The 21,970-nt window shown below is 63.3% G+C and carries 22 protein-coding genes and 1 pseudogene; 15 read left to right on the top strand and 8 right to left on the bottom strand.

The annotated features are described in order from the left end of the window. Nucleotides 1–213 precede the first annotated feature (213 nt). The 8 genes from HU772_RS03145 (at nt 214) to lnt (ending at nt 7,771) form a co-directional block, all read left to right on the top strand. Nucleotides 214–1,011, top strand: a complete 798-nt coding sequence (locus HU772_RS03145; RefSeq protein ID WP_186657097.1) for a hydroxymethylpyrimidine/phosphomethylpyrimidine kinase — start codon at nt 214–216, stop codon at nt 1,009–1,011. A gap of 14 nt (nt 1,012–1,025) precedes the next feature. Next, entirely contained in the window at nt 1,026–1,649 is a 624-nt protein-coding gene (gene thiE, locus HU772_RS03140) for a thiamine phosphate synthase (protein ID WP_186657101.1), read from the top strand. A gap of 17 nt (nt 1,650–1,666) precedes the next feature. Beyond that, on the top strand, nt 1,667–2,950 hold the full coding sequence (gene hemL / locus HU772_RS03135; protein ID WP_186657104.1) for a glutamate-1-semialdehyde 2,1-aminomutase: 1,284 nt from the start codon (nt 1,667–1,669) through the stop codon (nt 2,948–2,950). 248 nt (nt 2,951–3,198) lie between these two features. Beyond that, the gene (locus HU772_RS03130; RefSeq protein ID WP_186657107.1) at nt 3,199–3,744 is read left to right on the top strand and encodes a tetratricopeptide repeat protein; all 546 of its coding nucleotides are present in this window, start codon (nt 3,199–3,201) and stop codon (nt 3,742–3,744) included. A gap of 170 nt (nt 3,745–3,914) precedes the next feature. Further along, complete coding sequence (locus tag HU772_RS03125; protein WP_186657110.1) at nt 3,915–4,913, top strand: PhoH family protein; 999 nt, start codon at nt 3,915–3,917, stop codon at nt 4,911–4,913. Continuing rightward, nucleotides 4,906–5,379 (top strand): rRNA maturation RNase YbeY, encoded by a 474-nt coding sequence (gene ybeY / locus HU772_RS03120; protein WP_186657113.1) that lies wholly within the window; start codon nt 4,906–4,908, stop codon nt 5,377–5,379. The genes HU772_RS03125 and ybeY overlap by 8 nt, the downstream gene beginning before the upstream one ends. A gap of 26 nt (nt 5,380–5,405) precedes the next feature. Next, nucleotides 5,406–6,245, top strand: a complete 840-nt coding sequence (locus HU772_RS03115) for a CorC family transporter (protein WP_186657116.1) — start codon at nt 5,406–5,408, stop codon at nt 6,243–6,245. Between the two features lie 8 nt (nt 6,246–6,253). Continuing rightward, nucleotides 6,254–7,771, top strand: a complete 1,518-nt coding sequence (gene lnt, locus HU772_RS03110) for an apolipoprotein N-acyltransferase (RefSeq protein WP_186657120.1) — start codon at nt 6,254–6,256, stop codon at nt 7,769–7,771. Nucleotides 7,772–7,920: 149 nt separating this feature from the next. On the opposite strand, the gene HU772_RS03105 is transcribed toward lnt, so the two are convergent. Both HU772_RS03105 and HU772_RS03100 read right to left on the bottom strand, forming a co-directional pair. Next, nucleotides 7,921–8,682: a YdcF family protein gene (locus tag HU772_RS03105; RefSeq protein WP_186657123.1), complete on the bottom strand. Its 762-nt coding sequence runs from the start codon at nt 8,680–8,682 to the stop codon at nt 7,921–7,923. A 128-nt stretch (nt 8,683–8,810) separates the two neighbouring features. After that, complete coding sequence (locus HU772_RS03100) at nt 8,811–9,125, bottom strand: hypothetical protein (RefSeq protein ID WP_186657126.1); 315 nt, start codon at nt 9,123–9,125, stop codon at nt 8,811–8,813. 239 nt (nt 9,126–9,364) lie between these two features. Between HU772_RS03100 and leuS the strand changes: the two genes are divergently transcribed. The 5 genes from leuS (at nt 9,365) to HU772_RS03075 (ending at nt 15,442) form a co-directional block, all read left to right on the top strand. Further along, complete coding sequence (gene leuS, locus HU772_RS03095) at nt 9,365–11,971, top strand: leucine--tRNA ligase (RefSeq protein WP_186657141.1); 2,607 nt, start codon at nt 9,365–9,367, stop codon at nt 11,969–11,971. 61 nt (nt 11,972–12,032) lie between these two features. After that, nucleotides 12,033–12,638: an LPS-assembly lipoprotein LptE gene (locus tag HU772_RS03090; protein WP_186657144.1), complete on the top strand. Its 606-nt coding sequence runs from the start codon at nt 12,033–12,035 to the stop codon at nt 12,636–12,638. Nucleotides 12,639–12,675: 37 nt separating this feature from the next. Further along, on the top strand, nt 12,676–13,713 hold the full coding sequence (gene holA / locus HU772_RS03085) for a DNA polymerase III subunit delta (protein WP_186657147.1): 1,038 nt from the start codon (nt 12,676–12,678) through the stop codon (nt 13,711–13,713). Between the two features lie 185 nt (nt 13,714–13,898). Next, nucleotides 13,899–14,063, top strand: a complete 165-nt coding sequence (gene arfA / locus HU772_RS03080) for an alternative ribosome rescue factor ArfA (protein ID WP_186657166.1) — start codon at nt 13,899–13,901, stop codon at nt 14,061–14,063. Between the two features lie 62 nt (nt 14,064–14,125). Continuing rightward, a complete protein-coding gene (locus HU772_RS03075; protein WP_186657168.1) occupies nt 14,126–15,442 on the top strand; it encodes a lytic murein transglycosylase in 1,317 nt (438 codons plus the stop codon). 9 nt (nt 15,443–15,451) lie between these two features. Here the strand turns inward: HU772_RS03075 and HU772_RS03070 are convergent, their stop codons facing one another. Then, a complete protein-coding gene (locus HU772_RS03070; protein ID WP_186657171.1) occupies nt 15,452–16,363 on the bottom strand; it encodes an N-acyl homoserine lactonase in 912 nt (303 codons plus the stop codon). A 433-nt stretch (nt 16,364–16,796) separates the two neighbouring features. Here HU772_RS03070 and HU772_RS03065 point away from each other — a divergent pair, with 433 nt between their 5' ends. Beyond that, nucleotides 16,797–17,087: a hypothetical protein gene (locus HU772_RS03065; RefSeq protein WP_186657174.1), complete on the top strand. Its 291-nt coding sequence runs from the start codon at nt 16,797–16,799 to the stop codon at nt 17,085–17,087. Between the two features lie 268 nt (nt 17,088–17,355). After that, nucleotides 17,356–17,542 (top strand): annotated as a pseudogene (locus HU772_RS25175) (hypothetical protein); the annotation flags it as partial. A 45-nt stretch (nt 17,543–17,587) separates the two neighbouring features. Here HU772_RS25175 and HU772_RS03060 read toward each other — a convergent pair. The 5 genes from HU772_RS03060 to HU772_RS03040 all read right to left on the bottom strand — a co-directional run bounded on the left by HU772_RS03060 (nt 17,588) and on the right by HU772_RS03040 (nt 21,802). Then, nucleotides 17,588–18,526: a S66 peptidase family protein gene (locus HU772_RS03060; RefSeq protein WP_186657177.1), complete on the bottom strand. Its 939-nt coding sequence runs from the start codon at nt 18,524–18,526 to the stop codon at nt 17,588–17,590. 99 nt (nt 18,527–18,625) lie between these two features. Continuing rightward, on the bottom strand, nt 18,626–19,642 hold the full coding sequence (gene lipA / locus HU772_RS03055) for a lipoyl synthase (RefSeq protein WP_011535837.1): 1,017 nt from the start codon (nt 19,640–19,642) through the stop codon (nt 18,626–18,628). A 2-nt stretch (nt 19,643–19,644) separates the two neighbouring features. Beyond that, nucleotides 19,645–20,292, bottom strand: coding sequence for a lipoyl(octanoyl) transferase LipB (gene lipB / locus HU772_RS03050; RefSeq protein WP_186657179.1), 648 nt, complete (start codon nt 20,290–20,292; stop codon nt 19,645–19,647). Next, entirely contained in the window at nt 20,292–20,567 is a 276-nt protein-coding gene (locus tag HU772_RS03045; RefSeq protein ID WP_011535839.1) for a DUF493 domain-containing protein, read from the bottom strand. The genes lipB and HU772_RS03045 overlap by 1 nt, the downstream gene beginning before the upstream one ends. A gap of 74 nt (nt 20,568–20,641) precedes the next feature. Then, entirely contained in the window at nt 20,642–21,802 is a 1,161-nt protein-coding gene (locus HU772_RS03040; RefSeq protein WP_134692698.1) for a D-alanyl-D-alanine carboxypeptidase family protein, read from the bottom strand. Nucleotides 21,803–21,970: the final 168 nt, after the last annotated feature.

Below are 21,970 nucleotides of genomic sequence, written 5' to 3'. Positions count from 1 at the left end.
TGAGACGACGTGATCCGGCAGTGCCGTTCATCGAGTTATCCGAGCACTCTAGCATAGCCGTCCGGCCAGGCCACAGGCCACTATCATTTTGCCTTTAACCGCTCTAGCACGCACATTTCAGAGGAGCAACACCACACCGCCTGACCACTCGATCAGGAATTAACCCCGCACGGCTGATCCGCAGAAAAAGGTTTGGTGATAAGCTCGCCGACCATGAATACCTACAGCTCCCGCCCCGTTGTCCTCTGTCTCTCCGGCCACGACCCCAGTGGTGGCGCCGGGCTGCAGGCAGATATCGAAGCCCTGATCGCCCAAGGTTGCCACGCCGCCCCGGCCGTGACCGCCCTGACCGTGCAGGATACCGTCAACGTTTCCGACTTCCGCGTGCTCGACCGCGAGTGGGTGCTGGCCCAGGCCAACGCCGTGCTGGCCGACTCCACGGTGGCCGCGGTGAAGCTGGGCATGCTCGGCTCGATCGAAATGGTCGACACCGTCGCCGAACTGCTCGCCGCCCACCCCCACCTGCCGTTGGTCTGCGACCCGGTGCTGCGTGCCGGCGGCGGTGGTCGACTGGGCAAGGACGAGGTCGGCTACGCGCTGCGCGAACGCCTGCTGCCGCTGGCCACCATCGCCACGCCGAACCTGCCGGAAGCGCGCATCCTCGCGGAACTGCCGCAAGGCACCGCGGACGAGTGCGCCGAGAAGCTCTTGCCGTTCTGTAGACACCTGCTGATCACCGGTGGTCACGGCGACGAAGACGAAATCCACAACCGCCTGTACAGCCGTGATGGCCAGCAGCACACCTGGACTTGCCAGCGCCTGCCAGGCAGCTACCATGGCTCCGGCTGCACCCTGGCCAGCGCCCTGGCCGGCCGCCTGGCCCTGGGCGAGGCGCTGAGCAGTGCCGTGCGCAGCGCCTTGGACTACACCTGGCGCACCCTGCGTGACGCCGAGCAGCTGGGCAAGGGCCAGTACGTGCCGCGCCGCCTGCCCCTGGATTTCTGCTCCTGAGACGAGGCCAACCCATGACGCTCCGCGGTCTGTATGCGATCACCGACAGCCAGCTGCTCGCCGGCCGTTTCCTCTCCCATGTCGAAGCGGCGCTCGAAGGTGGCGTGTGCCTGTTGCAGTATCGCGACAAGAGCGATGACGCTGCCCGCCGCCTGCGTGAGGCCGAAGCGTTGCTGCGGCTCTGTGAGCGCTACGGCACCCAGCTGCTGATCAACGACGACGCCGAACTGGCCGCGCGCCTGGGCGTCGGCGTGCACCTGGGCCAGACCGACGGCCCGCTGACCCCGGCCCGCGCCCTGCTCGGTCGCCAGGCGATCATCGGCTCCACGTGCCATGCCAGCCTGGAGCTGGCGCAACAAGCAGCCAGCGAAGGCGCCAGCTATGTCGCCTTCGGCCGCTTCTTCAATTCCGTGACCAAACCGGGCGCCCCGGCCGCCAACGTCGACCTGATGGAGCAGGCCCGCGCCCAGGTCAAGCTGCCGATCGCGGTGATCGGCGGCATCACCCTCGACAACGCCGCCCCGCTGGTCGCCCATGGCGCCGACCTGCTGGCGGTGATCCACGGCCTGTTCGGTGCCGACAGCGCGCAGGAAGTCACCCGCCGCGCCCGCGCCTTCAACGCCCTGTTCGTTTCCTGATTTCGAGAGAAGACTCCATGTCCCGTTCCGAAGCCCTGTTCGCCCAAGCCCAGAAGCACATCCCCGGTGGCGTCAACTCGCCGGTGCGTGCCTTCAAGAGCGTCGGCGGCACGCCGCTGTTCTTCAAGCACGCCGAAGGCGCCTACGTCATTGATGAAGACGACAAGCGCTATGTCGACTATGTCGGCTCCTGGGGGCCGATGATCCTCGGCCACGCCCATCCCGAGGTACTGGACTCGGTGCGCAAGCAACTGGAGCACGGCCTGTCGTATGGCGCACCGACCGCCATGGAAACCGAGATGGCCGACCTGGTCTGCTCGATCGTGCCGTCGATGGAGATGGTGCGCATGGTCAGCTCCGGCACCGAGGCCACCATGAGCGCCATCCGCCTGGCCCGTGGCTACACCGGCCGTGATGCGATCATCAAGTTCGAGGGCTGCTACCACGGCCACTCCGACAGCCTGCTGGTCAAGGCCGGTTCCGGCCTGCTGACCCAGGGCGTGCCAAGCTCGGCCGGCGTGCCGGCGGACTTCGCCAAGCACACCCTGACCCTGCCGTTCAACGACATCGCCGCGGTCGAGAAGACCCTCGCCGACGTCGGCCAGACCGTGGCCTGCATCATCGTCGAGCCGGTGGCCGGCAACATGAACTGCGTGCCGCCGGCACCGGGCTTCCTCGAAGGCCTGCGCAGCCTGTGCGACAAGCACGGCGTGGTGCTGATCTTCGACGAGGTGATGACCGGCTTCCGCGTGTCGCTGGGCGGCGCCCAAGGGCACTACGGCATCACCCCCGACCTGTCGACCTTCGGCAAGATCGTCGGCGGTGGCATGCCGGTTGGCTGCTTCGGTGGCAAGCGCGAGATCATGGGCTGCATTGCCCCGCTGGGCCCGGTCTACCAGGCCGGCACGCTGTCAGGCAACCCGCTGGCCATGGCCGCCGGCCTGACCACCCTGAAACTGATCAGCCGCCCGGGCTTCCACGACGAGCTCAGCGCCTTCACCAGCCGCATGCTCGATGGCCTGCAACAGCGCGCCGATGCCGCCGGCATCCCGTTCGTCACCACCCAGGCGGGTGCGATGTTCGGCCTGTACTTCAGTGGCGCCGACGACATCGTCACCTTCGACGATGTGATGGCCAGCGACGCCGAGCGCTTCAAGCGCTTCTTCCACCTGATGCTCGAGGGCGGCGTGTACCTGGCGCCAAGCGCGTTCGAGGCCGGTTTCACCTCCATCGCCCACGGCGACAAGGAGCTGCAGATCACCCTGGATGCAGCCGAGCGCGCGTTCGCCAAGCTCAAATAAGCCTTGGCCCGTGCGGCCTGTTCGCGGGTAAACCCGCTCCCACAGGGTTCAGTGGATCCCTGTGGGAGCGGGTTTACCCGCGAACAGGCCGCACGGGAGTGTGATCGCTGTCACAGCACGACACCGCGCACGCCCGAAGGCGTACCATTGCAGAAATTCGAGTAAAACTTTGTAAGGTAGGCGCTGCTTATCCCATAATGTGCCACCAGAGACATTGGCCGCAGCTTTGCAGAGGTAAGTCGATCCCCATGAACCGCACCGGCCGCGCCCTGACCCTGGGCTGCCTGTTGCTTCTTCAGCCCCTGCTGGCCCTGGCGGAGGGCGGTAACTCGTTGCTGATTCCGGCAACGGGCCGCTGCACCCTCAGCACCGCGCCCGAGGATCTGGAGAGCGCGCTCAAGGCGTGCGAGCAAGTGGCGCAAACCGGGGACGCCGAAGCCCAGTACGAACTCGGCGAGTTCTACTACAGCGCCACGCCCCGCCAGCTGGACAACGCCCTCAAATGGTTCGAGAAAGCCTCGCTGCAAGGCCAGGCCCAGGCCCAGTATCGGCTCGGCTCGATGTTCTTCCATGGCGAAGGGGTCAAGGCCAACAACGTGCAGGCCTACATCCTGCTGAAGATCGCCGCGGTCAATGGTGCCGAGGATGCCCTGGACATGGCTGACGAAGTCACCGAACAGATGCCTCGCGACGAACTCGAGCACGCCACCCAGGTACTCGGCCAGATCTTCCGCAAATACCTGCTGGAACTGCAGAACGCCGAAGGACGCACGCCGTTCTCTCCCCTGCCCTGAGCGGCTTCCCGCCCGCGCGCCATCATCGAACCGTCAACTGCCCCTGCCACAATCGCCGCAGCGATCGGCACGGTCGCACCGACCCTTGATCGTTTCAGTGCTTTCGCCACTGCCACGCAAGGGTTATTCTTGAGTTCACATTCATTGCCGTCGAGCGGCTAAAAACGACCTTGAACGCACCCATACAACCCCATCGCTTCATCCTCGAACCCTTCGAGGCCCACCGTTTCGCCAACTTGTGCGGCCAGTTCGACGAGCACTTGCGCCTGATCGAACAACGCCTGGCCATCGAGATCCGCAACCGCGGCAATCAGTTCGAACTGATTGGCGAACCCAAGACCACCTCCGCCGCCGAACAGCTGCTGCGCCGCCTCTATCGCGAGGCCAAGGCCACCGACCTGTCGCCGGAAACCGTGCACCTGTATCTCCAGGAGTCGACGGTCGAGACCCTCGACAACCCCGCCGTCAATGAAGTCAGCGTCTCGTTGCGCACGCGCAAGGGCAACATCCGCCCGCGCGGCGTCAACCAGCAGCGCTACGTCAAGGAAATCCTGGCCAACGACATCAACTTCGGCATCGGCCCGGCCGGTACCGGAAAGACCTACCTGGCCGTGGCCTGCGCTGTCGATGCGCTGGAGCGCGAGCAAGTGCGCCGCATCCTGCTGGTGCGCCCGGCGGTCGAGGCGGGCGAAAAGCTCGGTTTCCTGCCCGGCGACCTGGCGCAGAAGATCGACCCGTACCTGCGCCCGCTCTACGACGCGCTGTACGAAATGCTCGGCTTCGAACACGTGGCCAAGCTCATCGAGCGCCAGGTGATCGAGATCGCCCCGCTGGCCTACATGCGTGGCCGCACGCTGAACAACAGCTTCATCATCCTCGACGAAAGCCAGAACACCACGCTGGAACAGATGAAGATGTTCCTCACCCGCATCGGCTTCGGCTCGACCGCGGTGATCACCGGCGACATCACCCAGGTCGACCTGCCGCGCGGCACCAAGTCGGGCCTGGCCCATGTCATCGAGGTGCTCAAGGACGTCCCGGGCATCAGCTTCACCCATTTCCAGCCCAAGGACGTGGTGCGCCACCCATTGGTGCAGCGCATCGTCGAAGCCTACGACCGCTTCGACGCCCGTCAGGCCAAGCCCGAGGCACCCGGCAAAGATGCTTGAACTCGACCTGCAACGGGCCACGGACGCCGCTGCCCCCGATGACGCTGCCTTCCGTCGCTGGTGCGAACTAGCCCTGCGCCAGCGCAGCGCCGATTCGGAAATGACCATCCGCCTGGTCGACGAAGCCGAAGGCCGCGAGCTGAACCACACCTACCGACACAAGGACTACGCCACCAACGTGCTGTCCTTCCCCGCCGACGTGCCCGACGAACTGCTCGACATTCCGCTGCTGGGCGACCTGGTGATCTGCGTGCCGGTAGTCGAGCGCGAAGCCGCCGAACAGGGCAAGGCCCTTGAGGCGCACTGGGCGCACCTGGTTATCCATGGCTGCCTGCACCTGCTCGGCTACGACCACATCGAGGATGAGGAAGCCGAGGAGATGGAAGCGCTGGAACGAGAATTGCTGGCCGAACTGGGTCACCCCGACCCATACGCCGACGACGAAACCGAATCACTCACACACTGAACACGCAAGGATCACGAGTAACCGCCATGAGCGAAGATCGATCGAGCAACGGGCAGAAGTCCTGGCTGGGTAAGCTGACCCAGGCTTTTGCCCATGAGCCGAAAAACCGCCAGGAGCTCCTTGAGCTGCTGCGCGAAGCCCATCAGAACAAGCTGCTCGACAGCGAAGCGCTGACCATCGTCGAAGGCGCCATCCAGGTCGCCGACCTGCAGGTGCGCGACATCATGGTGCCGCGCTCGCAGATGATCAGCATCAAGGCCAGCCAATCGCCACGCGAATTCCTGCCGGCGGTGATCGACGCCGCGCACTCGCGCTACCCGGTGATCGGCGAGAGCCACGACGATGTGCTCGGTATTCTGCTCGCCAAGGACCTGCTGCCGCTGATCCTCAAGGAGAACGGCGACAGCTTCAACATCAAGGATCTGCTGCGCCCGGCCACCTTCGTGCCCGAGTCCAAGCGCCTGAACGTGCTGCTGCGCGAATTCCGCGCCAACCACAACCACATGGCGGTGGTCATTGACGAATACGGCGGCGTAGCGGGCCTGGTGACCATCGAGGACGTGCTCGAGCAGATCGTCGGCGACATCGAGGACGAGCACGATGTCGAGGAAGACAGCTACATCAAGCCACTGCCCAGCGGCGACTTCCTGGTCAAGGCCCTGACGCCGATCGAGAACTTCAACGGCTTCTTCGACAGCGAGTTCTCCGATGACGAGTTCGACACTGTCGGCGGCCTGGTGATGAGCGCCTTCGGCCACCTGCCCAAACGCAACGAAACCACCGAGATCGGCGGCTACCGCTTCCGTATTCTCAACGCCGACAGCCGGCGGATACACTTGCTGCGCCTGACCCCGATCAACCGTTAAGGAACACCATGCGCTGGATCACCCGCCCCGGCTGGCCCGGTAACCTGCTGGCCATGGCGGCCGGCGCTTCCACCCTCCTGGCCCTGGCGCCGTTCGACATCTGGCCGCTGGCGCTGCTGTCCATCGCCCTGTTCTATGCCGGCCTGCGCACGCTGACCCCGCGCCAGGCCCTGGCCCGCGGCTGGTGCTTCGGCTTCGGCCTGTATGGCGCCGGCACCTGGTGGATCTACGTCAGCATGAACACCTACGGCGGCGCCTCGCCGCTGCTGGCGATCCTGCTGCTGCTGGCGTTCTTCGCCTGCCTGGCGTTGTTCTTCGCCCTGCCTGCCTGGCTCTGGGCACGCTGGTTGCGCCGCGACGAGGCGCCACTGGCCGACGCCTTGAGCTTCGCCGCCCTGTGGCTGCTGCAGGAGGCATTCCGTGGCTGGTTCCTGACCGGTTTCCCCTGGCTCTATGCCGGCTACAGCCAGCTCGATGGCCCCCTTGCCGGGCTCGCCCCATTGGGCGGCGTATGGCTGGTGTCGTTCTCCCTGGCATTGACCGCCGCCCTGCTGTGCAACCTGTACCGCCTGCGCGAGCGACGCGCGTTCCTGGCCGTCGGCGTGCTGTTGCTGCTGGCGCCCTGGGTTGTCGGCCTGGCCCTGAAGGATCACGCCTGGACCACGCCCGCCGGCGATCCACTGAAAGTCGCCGCCCTGCAGGGCAACGTCGAACAAGACCTGAAATGGGATCCGGCGCACGTCAACGCACAGTTGGCGCTGTACCGTGACATGAGTTTCAGCTCCAAACCGGTCGACCTGCTGGTGTGGCCGGAAACCGCCGTGCCAGTGCTCAAGGACCAAGCCCAAGGCTACATCGACATGATGGGCGCCTTTGCCGCCGAACGGCATTCGGCGCTGATCACCGGCGTGCCGGTACGCCAGGTCGTGCATCAGCAGCGCCGCTACTTCAACGGCATCACCGTGACCGGTGAAGGCGACGGCACCTACCTCAAGCAGAAACTGGTGCCGTTCGGCGAGTACGTGCCGCTGCAAGACATGCTGCGCGGCCTGATCGAGTTCTTCAACCTGCCGATGTCAGACTTCGCCCGCGGCCCCGAGGACCAGCCGCTGCTGCAGGCCAAGGGCTACCAGGTCGCCCCGTACATCTGCTACGAAGTGGTCTACCCCGAGTTCGCCGCAGGCCTTGCCGCGCGCAGCGACCTGTTGCTGACCATCAGCAACGACACCTGGTTCGGCACCTCGATCGGCCCGCTGCAACACCTGCAGATGGCGCAGATGCGCGCGCTGGAGGCTGGACGCTGGATGATCCGCGCCACCAACAACGGCGTGACCGCGCTGATCGACCCGTTCGGCAGGATCACCGCGCAGATTCCACAGTTCCAGCGTGCCGTGCTGTATGGCGAAGTGGTGCCGATGCAGCAGCTGACGCCCTACCTGCAGTGGCGCTCGTGGCCGCTGGCAATCGTCTGTGTGCTGCTGCTGGGCTGGGCGTTGCTGGCCGGGCGGATCGCCAGGACCGTCTGAGCGACGCCCCCCTGTAGGAGCGGCCTTGTGCCGCGAAAGGGCTGCGAAGCAGCCCCGGGGAATTCGCGTACAGGCACAGATCGCGAGGCCGCTTTGCGGCCTTTTCGCGGCACAAGGCCGCTCCTACTGGGGGGCGTGTGCGTTGGACATCAATAGAACAGCCGATACCCCAGCAAACCCAGCGCCTCGTTCAGCAGCAAGCCACTCTGCCAGACGGCCCGGCTTTCCGGCAGCAGCCCGGCGAACGGACGCCCATGATCACGCCCCAGGAAGCCCACGGGCGCGGGCACCACTTCGAACCCGGCCTGCTCGAAGCTCCAGCGCGAACGGCGCATGTGCCAGGCCTGGGTCACCACCACCACGCGCTTGATACCCAAGGGTTGCAGCACCTGGGCACTGAATTGGGCGTTCTCCCAGGTGGTCCGGCTAGCCGTTTCCTCCCAGGTAACCCTTACACCGAAGTCGACCTGCATGCGCTCGGCCATCAAGCGTGCCTCGCTTGGCGGCGCGCCATAGTGCAAGCCACCGCTGGTCAGCACCGGCAACCCCGACACCTTGGCCAGTTGGGCGGCATAACGCATGCGCTCCAGTGCCAGGTAGCTCGGCTGGTCGGCACCGCCCCAGGCCGGATCGCCCCGCTCGCGCCCCGCCCCCAGCACCACGATGGCATCGGCCCGGCTGGCCAGCGTCGCCCAGCTCTCCTCGGGCAACGGCGGCTCGCCCTCCAGCAGGCGCGCGGCCTGCTGCACCACCAACGGCAGGCTCATCAACCACAAGCCGCCGAGCCCAAGGACAAAACAGGCTGCCGCCAAGCCAGGGCGACGCAGGCGCAACCACCAGGCGGCCAGCAGCAACAGGAACAGGATGCCCGGTGGCATCAGCCATTGTTTGAGGAAAAAGCGAAGCGGCATGCACACCTCCGTGGAAGGCATGCAGCCTAAGAGGATCGGCACCGGGCCTCAAGGGCAACCGGCGCCGATCGATGTAGGTAAATGTGTAGTACCGACGATTGGTTAACTGCTGACACAACCCTGATCGATTATCGGGACGGCAGCGTCCGCGCGCTTGCTGCGGCGGCGGAACGCTTGCGGTCCTTGAGCCAGACGATTCTGGCCGAAGACGGTTGCGGCTGCGGATAAGCGCCGGCGCTGGCAAAACGGCCCTCTGGAAGGGTTTCCAGGTAGGCCTTGATCACTTCGAACTCGGCATGGCTCAGGCCACGCAACTCCAGTTCGGCGGGCATCTCGTCGCGCAATCTGACCGAGGTCCTGGCCACTTCCAATGCCAGGCCCAGGCGGTCGATCAGGCGCTCGTAAAGCTCCGGTGTGCTTGTGGTTAGCTGCGACTCTCCCATCCGTTCACCTCATTGAAGGTAAGAATATCTCCCCCCCACAAATGAGCTTAGCGTCACTCGCAAAAGCGACCCGGCGCCGCGACCAACGGCCCGCGCGCCCACCGATGCAAACTGGGTTTCCCACGACGCGCGGCGCTCATGTATGCTACGGCGTTCACTCTTACACGACACCGGAGTGCCGGACGCAGCGAGGTCGCGCTGCCTGGAACATGTCTCTTATCCCTTAATACAAAGTAGCCATGCACGAACTATACACACCCCGTGATATCGAAGCCGCCGCCCAGACCTACTGGGACGAGCAACAATCGTTCGCTGTTACCGAACAGCCAGGCAAGGACACCTACTACTGCCTGTCGATGTTCCCGTACCCGAGCGGCAAGCTACACATGGGGCACGTGCGCAACTACACCATCGGTGACGTGATTGCCCGCTACCAGCGCATGCTGGGCAAGAACGTGCTGCAGCCGATGGGCTGGGACGCCTTCGGCATGCCGGCGGAAAACGCCGCGATGAAGAACAACGTCGCCCCGGCCAAGTGGACCTACGAGAACATCGACTACATGAAGACCCAGCTCAAGAGCCTGGGCCTGGCCATCGACTGGTCGCGTGAAGTCACCACCTGCAAGCCGGACTACTACCGCTGGGAACAATGGCTGTTCACCCGCCTGTTCGAGAAAGGCATCATCTACCGCAAGAACGGCACCGTGAACTGGGATCCGGCGGACCAGACCGTACTGGCCAACGAACAGGTCATCGACGGCCGTGGCTGGCGTTCGGGCGCGCTGATCGAGAAGCGCGAAATCCCGATGTACTACTTCCGCATCACCGACTACGCCGACGAGCTGCTGGAAAGCCTCGACGAGCTGCCAGGCTGGCCTGAGCAAGTCAAGACCATGCAGCGCAACTGGATCGGCAAGTCGCGCGGCATGGAAGTGCAGTTCCCGTTCGACCAGGCCAGCATCGGCCATGAAGGCACCCTCAAGGTCTTCACCACCCGTCCAGACACGCTGATGGGCGCCACCTACGTCGCGGTCGCCGCCGAACACCCGCTGGCCACCCAGGCCGCCCAGGGCAACCCGGCGCTGCAGGCGTTCATCGACGAATGCAAGAGCGGCAGCGTCGCCGAGGCCGACATGGCCACCCAGGAGAAGAAGGGCATGCCCACTTCCCTGTTCGTCGAGCACCCGCTGACCGGCGAGAAGCTGCCGGTATGGGTCGCCAACTACGTGCTGATGCACTACGGCGATGGCGCCGTGATGGCCGTGCCGGCCCACGACGAGCGCGACTTCGAGTTCGCCCACAAGTACAACCTGCCACTCAAGGCGGTGGTGCGCACCAGCGTCGGTGATGAAGTCGGCAACGAGTGGCTGGCCGCCTACGGCGAACACGGCCAGCTGATCAACTCCGGCGAATTCGACGGCCTGGACTTCCAGGGCGCCTTCGACGCCATCGAAGCCGCGCTGATCCGCAAGGAGCTCGGCAAGTCGCGCACCCAGTTCCGCCTGCGCGACTGGGGCATCAGCCGCCAGCGCTACTGGGGCTGCCCGATCCCGATCATCCACTGCCCGTCCTGCGGCGACGTGCCGGTGCCCGAAGACCAGTTGCCGGTGGTGCTGCCAGAGAACGTGGTGCCGGACGGCGCCGGTTCGCCCCTGGCGCGCATGCCCGAGTTCTACGACTGCAGCTGCCCGAAATGCGGCACCGCGGCCAAGCGTGAAACCGACACCATGGACACCTTCGTCGAGTCGTCCTGGTACTTCGCCCGCTACGCCTCGCCGAACTACGAGGGTGGCATGGTCGACCCGAAAGCGGCCAACCACTGGCTGCCGGTAGACCAGTACATCGGCGGTATCGAACACGCGATCCTGCACCTGCTGTACGCGCGCTTCTTCCACAAGCTGATGCGCGACGAAGGCCTGGTGACCTCGAACGAACCGTTCAAGAACCTGCTGACCCAAGGCATGGTCGTCGCCGAAACCTACTACCGTGTCGCCAGCAACGGCGGCAAGGACTGGTTCAACCCGGCCGACGTCGAAGTCGAGCGTGACGCCAAGGCCAAGATCATCGGCGCGCGCCTGAAGACCGACGGCCTGCCGGTGGAAATCGGCGGCACCGAGAAGATGTCGAAGTCGAAGAACAACGGCGTCGACCCGCAATCGATGATCGACCAGTACGGTGCCGACACCTGCCGTCTGTTCATGATGTTCGCCTCGCCACCCGACATGAGCCTGGAGTGGTCCGACTCCGGCGTCGAAGGCGCAAGCCGCTTCCTGCGCCGCGTCTGGCGCCTGGCCCAGGCCCATGTGGCCCAAGGCCTGCCGGGCCAGCTGGACATCGCCGCCCTGAGCGACGAACAGAAGGTCATTCGCCGTGCCATTCATGCCGCGATCAAGCAGGCCAGCACTGACGTGGGCCAGTTCCACAAGTTCAACACCGCCATCGCCCAGGTGATGACCGTGATGAACGTGCTGGAAAAGGCCCCGCAAGCCACCGCCCAGGACCGCGCCCTGCTGCAGGAAGGTCTCGAGGCCGTGACCCTGCTGCTGGCACCGATTACCCCGCACATTTCCCACGAGCTGTGGAAACAACTGGGCCACGCCCAGGCGGTCATCGATGCCGGCTGGCCAGCGGTGGATGAAGGCGCTCTGGTACAAGACACCGTCACCCTGGTGGTCCAGGTCAACGGCAAGCTGCGCGGCCAGGTGGAAATGCCCGCCGCCGCGAGCCGCGAGGAAATCGAGGCGGCCGCCCGCAACAACGAGAATGTCCTGCGCTTCACCGATGGCCTGACCATCCGCAAGGTCATCGTCGTGCCGGGCAAACTGGTCAATATCGTCGCCAACTGATGGCAACGCCCGCCGGCGCGGTGCGCAGGCGGGCGTAATCGGTCCACGAGGGAGCTACAACATGATCAAACGCAATCTGCTGGTAATGGGCCTGGCCGTCATGCTCAGCGCCTGCGGTTTCCAGCTGCGCGGCACCGGCACCAACGAACTGAGCATCAAGGAACTGAACCTCAGCGCCCGCAACCAGTATGGCCCCACGGTCATGCAGCTGCGCCGCGCCCTGGAAAGCAGCGGCGTCAAGCTGTATGCCTCGGCCCCCTACAAACTGGTGCTGACCAACGAGCAGGAAACCCAGCGCTCGGCGACCTACACCGGCGGCAACCGCTCGGCGGAGTACGAGCTGACCACCGTGCTGAACTATGCGCTGGAAGGCCAGAACGACACCCTGCTGCTTGAAGACAAGCTGCAAGTGCAGAAGTACTACGTCTACGACGGCAACAACGTCAACGGCTCCGGCCAGGAAGCCACGCAGGTTCGCGAAGAGATGCGTCGCGACCTGGTGCAAGGCATGATGGCCCGCCTGCAGCAACTGACCCCGGCGCACCTGGACGACCTGCAACGCAAGGCCAACGAGCGTGCCGAGGCCGAGGCCCGCGCCCTGCGTGAAGCCCAGCGTGTCCAGGACGAGACGCCCCAGCAGTCGCCCATGGAAATCCCGGCTCGCTGAGCCCGAACGGGGCACCTGAGGTGCCCCGCCCTTCGCCATGAAGCTCGCCCCCGCCCAACTCAACAAACACCTGCAAGGCAGCCTTGCGCCTGTCTATATCGTCAGCGGCGACGACCCGCTGCTGTGCCAGGAAGCCGCCGACGCCATCCGCACCGCGGCGCGCCAGCAAGGCTACGATGAGCGCCAGGTGTTCAGCGCCGATGCCAACTTCGACTGGGGCAACCTACTGCTGGCCGGCGCCAGTCTGTCTCTGTTCGCCCAGCGCCGCCTGCTGGAACTGCGCCTGCCCTCCGGCAAGCCCGGCGACAAAGGCGCCGCCGCGCTGATCGAATATTGCGCCAAGCCCGCCGAGGACACCCTGCTGCTGATCAGCCTGCCCAAGCTCGACGGCAGCGCGCAAAAGACCAAGTGGGGCAAAGCACTGATCGAAGGCGGCCAGTGCCAGTTCATCCAGATCTGGCCGGTGGACGCCCAGCAACTGCCGCAGTGGATCAACCAGCGCCTGTCCCAGGCCGGGCTGTCGGCCCAACGCGACGCGGTCGACCTGATCGCCGCGCGGGTCGAAGGCAACCTGCTGGCCGCCGCCCAGGAAATCGAAAAGCTCAAGCTGCTCGCCGAAGGCAACCAGATCACCGTCGAGACCGTGCAGGCAGCCGTGGCCGACAGCGCGCGTTTCGACGTGTTCGGGCTGGTCGACGCGATCCTCAATGGCGAGGCGGCACACGCCCTGCGCATGCTCGAGGGGTTGCGCGGCGAGGGCGTGGAACCGCCCGTGATTCTTTGGGCGCTGGCCCGCGAGCTGCGCCTGCTGGCCGGCCTCGCCCAGCAGTTTTCCCAAGGTGTGCCGCTGGACAAGGCGTTCAGCCAGGCCCGGCCACCGGTGTGGGACAAGCGCCGACCACTGGTCAGCAAAGCACTGCAGCGCCTCTCGGCGCAGCGCTGGGCGCAGTTGCTGCAAGATGCCCAGCGTATCGATGCGCAGATCAAGGGGCAGGCCGATGGCTCGCCCTGGACAGGTTTGTCGCGCCTGTCGCTGTTGATGGCCGGCCAAAGACTGGCTCTCCCTCCAGAGTGACCGTGGCCGAGGTGGGAACGGGTTTACCCGCGAACGCGGGCCAAGCCCGTGCCACCCACCGTGACACCTGCCCCCACAGGAATCTCGATGAGCCCAAGGTTCCAGTCATAAACACAATCAATTGGCCGCAGCCCGCCCCAAGCCATAAAGTCCGCCCCGCGTTCATCCAACCTGGGAACCACACCATGAGCAAAAAGCCGAAACAGCACGGCCCCAACAAGGCCAAGTCGATCATCGCCCAACCCTTGTTCCGCTGCCGCCAGGAACGAGCCGGAAAAGGCAAAGGCAGCTACCGCCGCGAAGCCTTCCAATCGAGAGATTGGGAGGCTTCCTGCTTTATGGCGGCCTGAAAAGGCATGAAAGCCGCAAGCATGGTATGGTCGGCACCTGACCTGCAATTCTGGATCTGTGCATGCCCTCTCGTCCCACTCCACGCTGGCAACCGCGCCAGCTGATCGCAGCCACCAGCTTCATCCTGCTCGTTGCCTGCGCCGAGAAACCCACCGCCGCCGATGCCCTGCCGCTGGCTCCCGCCCAGCCTGCCCCGGTGGTCACGCTGCCGTCCGCCACGCCCGATGTCAGCAACGAAATCCAGCCCCTGCAGACCTTCGCCCAATGGCAGGCGGGCTTCCGCCAGCAAGCCCTGCAGGCCGGCATCAGCGCCAACCTGTTCGATCGCGCGTTCCTCGGTGTAACCCCGGACATGGACGTGATCAAGGCCGACCGCAGCCAACCCGAATTCACCCGCCCGGTCTGGGAATACCTCGACGGCGCCTTGTCGCCACTGCGCGTGCGCAACGGCAAGAAACTGCTTGAGCAGAACGCCGAACTGTTGACCCGCATCGAACAGCGCTACGGTGTCGACCGCCAGGTCCTGGTCTCGGTATGGGGCATGGAGAGCAACTTCGGTCAGTTCCAGGGCAGCAAGTCGGTGATCCGCTCGCTGGCCACCCTGGCCTACGAAGGCCGCCGCCCCCAGTTCGCCCAGGACCAGCTGATCGCCGCCCTGCAGATCCTGCAGAACGGCGATATCCAGCCCGACGCCATGCGCGGTTCATGGGCCGGCGCCATGGGCCAGACCCAGTTCATCCCCACCACCTATCTCACCCATGCCGTGGATTTCGACGGCGATGGACGCCGCGATATCTGGAACAGCACCGCCGACGCCCTGGCCTCCACCGCGCACTACCTGCAGGCATCCGGCTGGAAGCGCGGCCAACCCTGGGGCTTCGAGGTTCAGGTGCCGGCCGGCTTCGACTGGTGGCTGGCTGACGGCAGCCAGCGAAAGAGCGTCAGCGAATGGCTGCAACTGGGCGTGAAATTGCCTGCGGGCACGCAGCTGCCTGCCGGCAGCAACCAGCTGTCCGCCGCCCTGCTGCTGCCCGCCGGAGCCCGGGGCCCGGCCTTCCTGGTGCTGGACAACTTCCGCGCGATCCTCAAGTACAACAATTCGTCGTCCTATGCACTGGCCGTGAGCCTGCTGGGCGAGCGCTTCTATGGCTGGGGGTTCATTGCCGGCAGCTGGCCGAAGGAAGACTTGCCCTTGAGCCGCAGCGAGCGGATCGAACTGCAAAACCTGCTCAACGCCAGCGGGCACGAGGCGGGTAACCCCGATGGCATCATCGGCGCCAATACCCGCAAGGCCATTCGCAATGCGCAACAGGGCCAAGGCTGGCCGGCTGACGGGTACCCGACGCACAAGTTGCTAAATGCGCTGCGTGGGCAGTGACAGTATCACTCACTCAGTGATTGCTTGATCGCTCGTAAAGTACATAAAAGTGGCACGCCCACTGTAGTGGTTTGGTAGTCGAAGGCTGATGATCGGGAGGAACTTTCCGGTCTCAGCCTTGAACCTGCGCTGGTCGTACTGGGCATAACTTACAGCCAAAGAGTTATCCCGACCTGATCTATTGAAATAAAACAGCGCTTCGATAGGCAGCTGACTTGGAATATTATCTGACCACGTCATCGCCACCATCTCATTCTCATCACAATGAGGATCAAGATAATTGACACCCGCTATTGCCTTCAAGTTCTGATAAAAAGAATTCGCAGAGTTTGGCGACCCCTCCCGGACATCAAAGCTACACTGCTTGTGCTTAGGATTGAAACCGCTCCACATATCAGCGTAATACTTCCCGACATATTGTTCTGCGCTGACAATCCCTTGAGAGCTACAGTATCTGCTTGAGAGATCACCATTAACCATACCACAACCTCTGTCTGACCTTAGGTCAGTTGCCGCATCGACCGGAAATACGCATACATATTTGAAAGGGCTTACCACTGCGCCCGCCATTGGCGGCATTGCAATAAAGTCCTTAACCAATCCAGGCATCCCTTTTACAAATACAGAACCGCTGCGCAGATAGGAAAATGAAACTCCACCCCGATACTTAGAACCTGGACTTGGATTCCAAAAATCAAAATTTCCACTGTACTCAGTCGCTCTGATTATTACACCTGAGCACAAAAATGCCGGCCTGGAAGGACTCCCACAATCTGCTCTTACATCATCAAAGCGAGCAGTCAATCTTGCAGCCACTTCCTCGCCTTGCTGCTGCAGAAAGGCTTCCGCCCTAGGGGACCCGAGGCTCAGCAAAAAAGCCAAAGATAGCAACACCCGCATACACCCACCGTTGAGCCACATGACCTGCCTCCTTGAGTTTGACGACAATGCGCGATTTTCGGCAGAAGTATCAGCAAACACAGATTGAGTACAACTAGCAGTATTATCAGGTCATTTGCGAGGGCCATCTGCTCCATCAGGCGTCTCGGCGGTTGAGATCAGGCATTTTGCCAAATCTGGACGTCCTCTTCAGAATTTCTTGAAGGCAATGATTTCCATAGCTCAGGCCGCCGGAGCGACGCATTATCCATCGCCAAGAGCTATTGCCGGGGGTGAGGAGCAATGGTGTTGAATGGAAAGGTCTCGTGTTCCAAAACATCCAAAACAAATGATATTGATTGTCGCCCACAATTCCAACGAGCGCCACCTGGCAAAATTATCAGTTTTTATTTTTTTTAGCACCTGTACTCTGTAGCTATGTAGTTGAGCCTGATCAAACAAAAGGAGTTTCAACATGAGTGAAATAGCAACTGACAAGTTACATTTTTTGAATTTCAGCATGTGGACGCTATCAGTTGACGAGGATATCGGTGGGGTAATGTTGGCGACGGCAAAAACAAACACCACTGATCGTTATTATAGAATCTTGCTGCCCAATCAGCTTTTAAGTCATGTTAAAGGCATCGTAGGCAAAGAGATTGGTGTGCTAGCGGAATTCGTATCGCAGTATAATTATTATAGTACCTATACAGCGAGAGAGGTTTATTATGGAAGCTTTAAATATCCTGGCTTTATTTCCTGGTAATGCAAAAATGTATACCTCCAGCTAATCGTTAGGGATGCACTGAAATAACCAGATATTTTCCGACTATCGAGCAGCCAACACTTCAAAAACAACGTACGTTGAGACCTGATCAGCATTCCCTGTTTTTCGGGCCCTTCGACCACTTCGCAACCGCCATTTCCTGCATTACGCGCGCACCTCTTCTGCGCACGTCAACAAATGTCGGTGTGCCATCCACAGGTTCGGCAAAGCGAACAGCGTCAGCATCTGCGCGATGTTGCGTAGGTGCAGCGAGCGGGTCGAATCGCAGACGCGGCTCAATGCAAATGGGCATGAGGCAGGCAATCCGCAATGCGCAGCAGGCGCAGGGCTGGCCGGCCGATGGCTATTTGACGCACACGCTAAAGAACACAGAGGGCGCTTCGCCCCCCTTTCGCGGCACGAGGCCGCTCCTACAGGAGAGTGCGATCCCCTGAAGCGGCCTCGTGTCGCGAAAGGGCTGCAAAGCAGCCCCGGCGATCTCAAACTCTGAACAGGTCCTGCAATAGCACCAGACTCTGCTCTTCGGTATCCAGTCGTACGCTTGCCCCCAACGGCAGGCACACATTCGGATCACAATGCCCACTGCGCCACCCGGCCAGCACCGGCACCCCGAGCGGCCCGAAGGTATCCAGCAGCAACGGCGTCATGGCCGCCACCGAGATCCCGGCAAAATCCCCCACCAGCACGCCACGCACCCCTTGCAGCTTGCCGGCCAGGCGCAATTGCGTCAGCAGGCGGTCGACCCGGTACAGCGGCTCGTTGACGTCCTCGATGAACAGGATGCTGTCCTGGGTATCGATTTCCGCCAGCGTCCCCAGCGTGGAGCCGAGCAACGACAGGTTGCCGCCAACCAGCTTGCCACTGGCCGTGCCCGGCACCACGCTGGTCAGCGGGTAAGCTGCCGGATGAACGATCTCGTCCCCCGCCGTCAACTGCCCGCCAAGCTGCTCGAACAGTGAACGAACGGTCGGCTCCTGCTTGCCGCCCAGCAGGTCGGCATTGAGCATGGCGCCATGGAAGGTGATCAACCCGGCATGCCGGTGGAGCGCCGAATGCAGGGCGGTGATATCGCTGTAGCCCACCAGCGGCTTGGGATGGCGGCGGATCAGTTGGAAGTCGATCCGGTCCAGCAGGCGCATGCTGCCGTAACCGCCGCGCATGCACAGGATGGCGTCGATGTCCGGGGCGCTGAACGCATCGTGCAGGTCAAGCAGGCGCTGCTCGTCGCTGCCGGCAAGGTACCCGTCCGCCTGCAGCACACCAGGGTAGATACGGCACTGCTGGCCACGGTTTTCGAACCACAGGCGAGCCTTGTCGATATCCAGCCGCGCCGGCCCGGCCGGGGCGATGATGGCGAAGCGGGCGTTGCCAGGCAGGGCCTTGGGCAACAGGTAATCGGCAGTTTCCAGGCAATTCATCACGCCACTCCTTGCAGCTTGTCGCTTGAAACTTGTAGCTCAAAAAAAATGCCGATGCCGCTTTCCAGCGCGCATCGGCATGTCTCGCTCAAGCTCGCTTCAGAGCTTGATCTTGGCTTCGTGGGCCTGCTGGTCGGCGTGGTACGACGAACGCACCAACGGGCCGGAGGCGACGTTCTTGAAACCCATCTTGTAGCCTTCCTCGGCGAACCAAGCGAAGGTGTCCGGGTGCACGAAGCGCTGCACCGGCAGGTGGTTGCGCGACGGTTGCAGGTACTGGCCGAGGGTCAGCATGTCGATGTCGTGCTCGCGCATGCGGTGCATGACCTCGATCACCTCTTCGTCGGTCTCGCCCAGGCCGAGCATCAGGCCGGACTTGGTCGGTACGTGCGGGACCATCTGCTTGAACTTCTGCAGCAGGTCCAGCGACCAGTCGTAGTCCGAGCCCGGGCGCGCGGCCTTGTACAGGCGCGGCACGGTCTCGAGGTTGTGGTTGAACACGTCCGGTGGGGTCTGCGCGGTGATTTCCAGCGCAACGTCCATGCGGCCGCGGTAGTCCGGCACCAGGGTCTCCAGCTGCACGCCCGGCGACAGCGCGCGGATTTCGCGGATGCAGTCGGCGAAGTGCTGGGCACCGCCATCACGCAGGTCGTCGCGGTCTACCGAGGTGATCACCACGTACTTCAGGCGCAGGTCGGCAATCGCGATGGCCAGGTTCTTCGGCTCGTCGAGGTCCAGTGGCTTCGGTCGGCCATGGCCAACGTCGCAGAATGGGCAGCGACGGGTGCAGATATCACCCATGATCATGAAGGTCGCGGTACCGCCGGAGAAACACTCGCCCAGGTTCGGGCAGGAGGCCTCCTCGCAGACGCTGTGCAGCTTGTGCTTGCGCAGCAGTTGCTTGATGCGGTCGACTTCCGGCGAAACCGGGATGCGCACGCGGATCCAGTCGGGCTTCTTCGGCAGTTCTTCGGTGGGGATGATCTTCACCGGGATGCGCGCGACTTTCTCGGCGCCACGCAGCTTCACGCCCGCCTCGACTTTCTTCGGCGCGGGGCGCGGGGTGACGTCTTGCGTCGGGATCAGGTTCGGCACGGCTTCTTGCACAGTTGTCATAATCAGTCGATTCCGCCCGTCAGGGTCGTCTGCTCAGCATAGTCGAGGTGCCTGACCAGCTGTCCGCGCAGCCTTGTCCTGACCTCGTCGAGTTCGATCGGGCCTGCCAGGTCACGCAGCTGGGTCATCGCCAGCCCCGCATACCCACAGGGGTTGATTCGGCGGAATGGCGCAAGGTCCATGTCCACGTTCAAGGCAAGGCCGTGGAACGAACGGCCGTTGCGAATTCGAAGGCCAAGTGACGCGATCTTCGCGCCATCGACATAGACGCCAGGGGCGTCGGGTTTTGCCAGCGCCTGCACGCCATAGCTGGCGAGCAGGTCGATGAGGCTGCGCTCGATGCGGCTGACCAGCTCGCGCACGCCAATGCTCAGGCGACGCACGTCCAGCAGCAGGTAGGCCACCAGTTGGCCCGGGCCATGGTAGGTGACCTGGCCACCGCGGTCGGTCTGCACCACCGGGATCTCACCGGGTACCAGCAGGTGCTCGGCCTTGCCGGCCTGGCCCTGGGTGAACACGGGAGGATGCTCGACCAGCCAGACTTCGTCCAGGCTGTCCGGGCCGCGCTGCTCGGTAAAGCGGCGCATGGCCTCCAGCACCGGTTCATAGGGCTGCAGGCCAAGGTCGCGAATACCGAGCACGCCGGACATCACAGCACCATTTTCACGATGCCGGTGGCCCGCAGGGCACTGTTGATGTCGTGCAGCTGGTTCTCGCTCTCGGCAACGATATGCAGTTGCACCGTGGTGTACTTGCCTTCCTTGCTCTGGCGCTCGGCCAGGGTCGACAGGTCGACCTTGGCATGCTTGCTGAGGATCTCGATCACGGTGTCGCGGAAACCGACAACGGTGTCGCCGATCACCTTGATCGGGTAATCCTCGCAGGGGAATTCGATCTTGTGCGACTTGACGTCTTCTTCGCTCATGGCGGTAACGGCCTCGTAAGCCGTGCCGGCAACATCACCCCCGCCTGGTTCACGGGGGTGTGCAGGTCACGTAATCAGTTGAACAACCCGTAGAAGAACAGGCGGATGCTGTCCCACATGCGGCCGAAGAAACCCGCTTCCTCGACGCCGTCGAGGGCGATGAGGTCAGCGCTGTGAACCACTTTCTCGTCCAGTTTGACTTCCACTTTGCCGATCACGTCACCTTTGGCGATCGGCGCGGTCAGTTGCGGGTTCATGGTCATCGAAGCCTGGAGGCGTTTCAACTGGCCTTTAGGCATGGTCATGGTCAGGTCGTTGGCCAGGCCGGCTTTCACCTGGTTGGTCGCGCCCTTCCAGACCTGGGCCTGGGTCAGCTCGGTGCCCTTCTGGTAGAAGGTCTGGGTTTCGAAGAAACGGAAACCGTAGGTCAGCAGCTTCTGAGTCTCGGCAGCGCGGGACTGTTCGCTGTTGGTGCCGAACACCACCGCGATCAGGCGCTGGCCGTCGCGCACGGCCGAGGCAACCATGCAGTAGCCAGCTTCGTCGGTGTGGCCGGTCTTCAGGCCATCGACGGTCTTGTCACGCCACAGCAGCAGGTTGCGGTTGGGCTGCTTGATGTTGTTCCAGAAGAACTCTTTCTGCGAGTAGATCGCGTAGTGCGCCGGGTCTTCGTTGATGATCGCCCGTGCCAGGGTGGCCATGTCGTGGGCCGAGGAGTAGTGCTCCGGGTTCGGCAGGCCGGTCGGGTTCATGAAGTGACTGTTGGACATGCCGAGGTCGGCGGCGGTCTTGTTCATCATGTCGGCGAAGGCGTCTTCGCTGCCGGCGATGTGCTCGGACAGGGCCACCGAGGCATCGTTGCCCGACTGGATGATGATGCCGTGCAGCAGGTCGCTGACGGTGACCTGGCTGCCGACCTTGATGAACATGCGCGAACCGCCGGTGCGCCAGGCGTTCTCGCTGACGGTGACCGGGTCGTTCTCGCCGATCTGGCCACGACGGATGTCCAGGGTGGCGATGTAGGCGGTCATCAGCTTGGTCAGGCTGGCTGGCGGCAGGCGCTCGTCACCGTTGTTCTCGACCAGCACGTTGCCGCTGGACGCGTCCATGAGTACATAGGACTTGGCGGCCAGTTGCGGTGGTGCCGGCATCATCTGCTCCGCTGCGAAGGCAGCGGGCGTGATCATCAGCAGAACGGGCAGGCAAAGTCGTTTGGCAAGGTTGGTGATGTTCATCCGTCTCTCGTAAATCGCTAATGGTCTGATGTTCCGCGGGCAAGTTCGTTTGCCCGGCGCCCCGTCAGTCTAGTTTCATGGCCTGTGGCCGGGCCCAAAAGTGCGGCGTAATGCCGCTGCGGGCAAAAACGGGCATTGTACATGCCCTTGCCTGGCAATTCATGAACA

This window comes from Pseudomonas xantholysinigenes, from assembly GCF_014268885.2.
GTDB classification, from domain to species: Bacteria; Pseudomonadota; Gammaproteobacteria; order Pseudomonadales; family Pseudomonadaceae; genus Aquipseudomonas; species Aquipseudomonas xantholysinigenes.
Note: the sequence above shows the minus strand (reverse complement) of the source record. Positions and strands in the feature narration are given on the sequence as shown.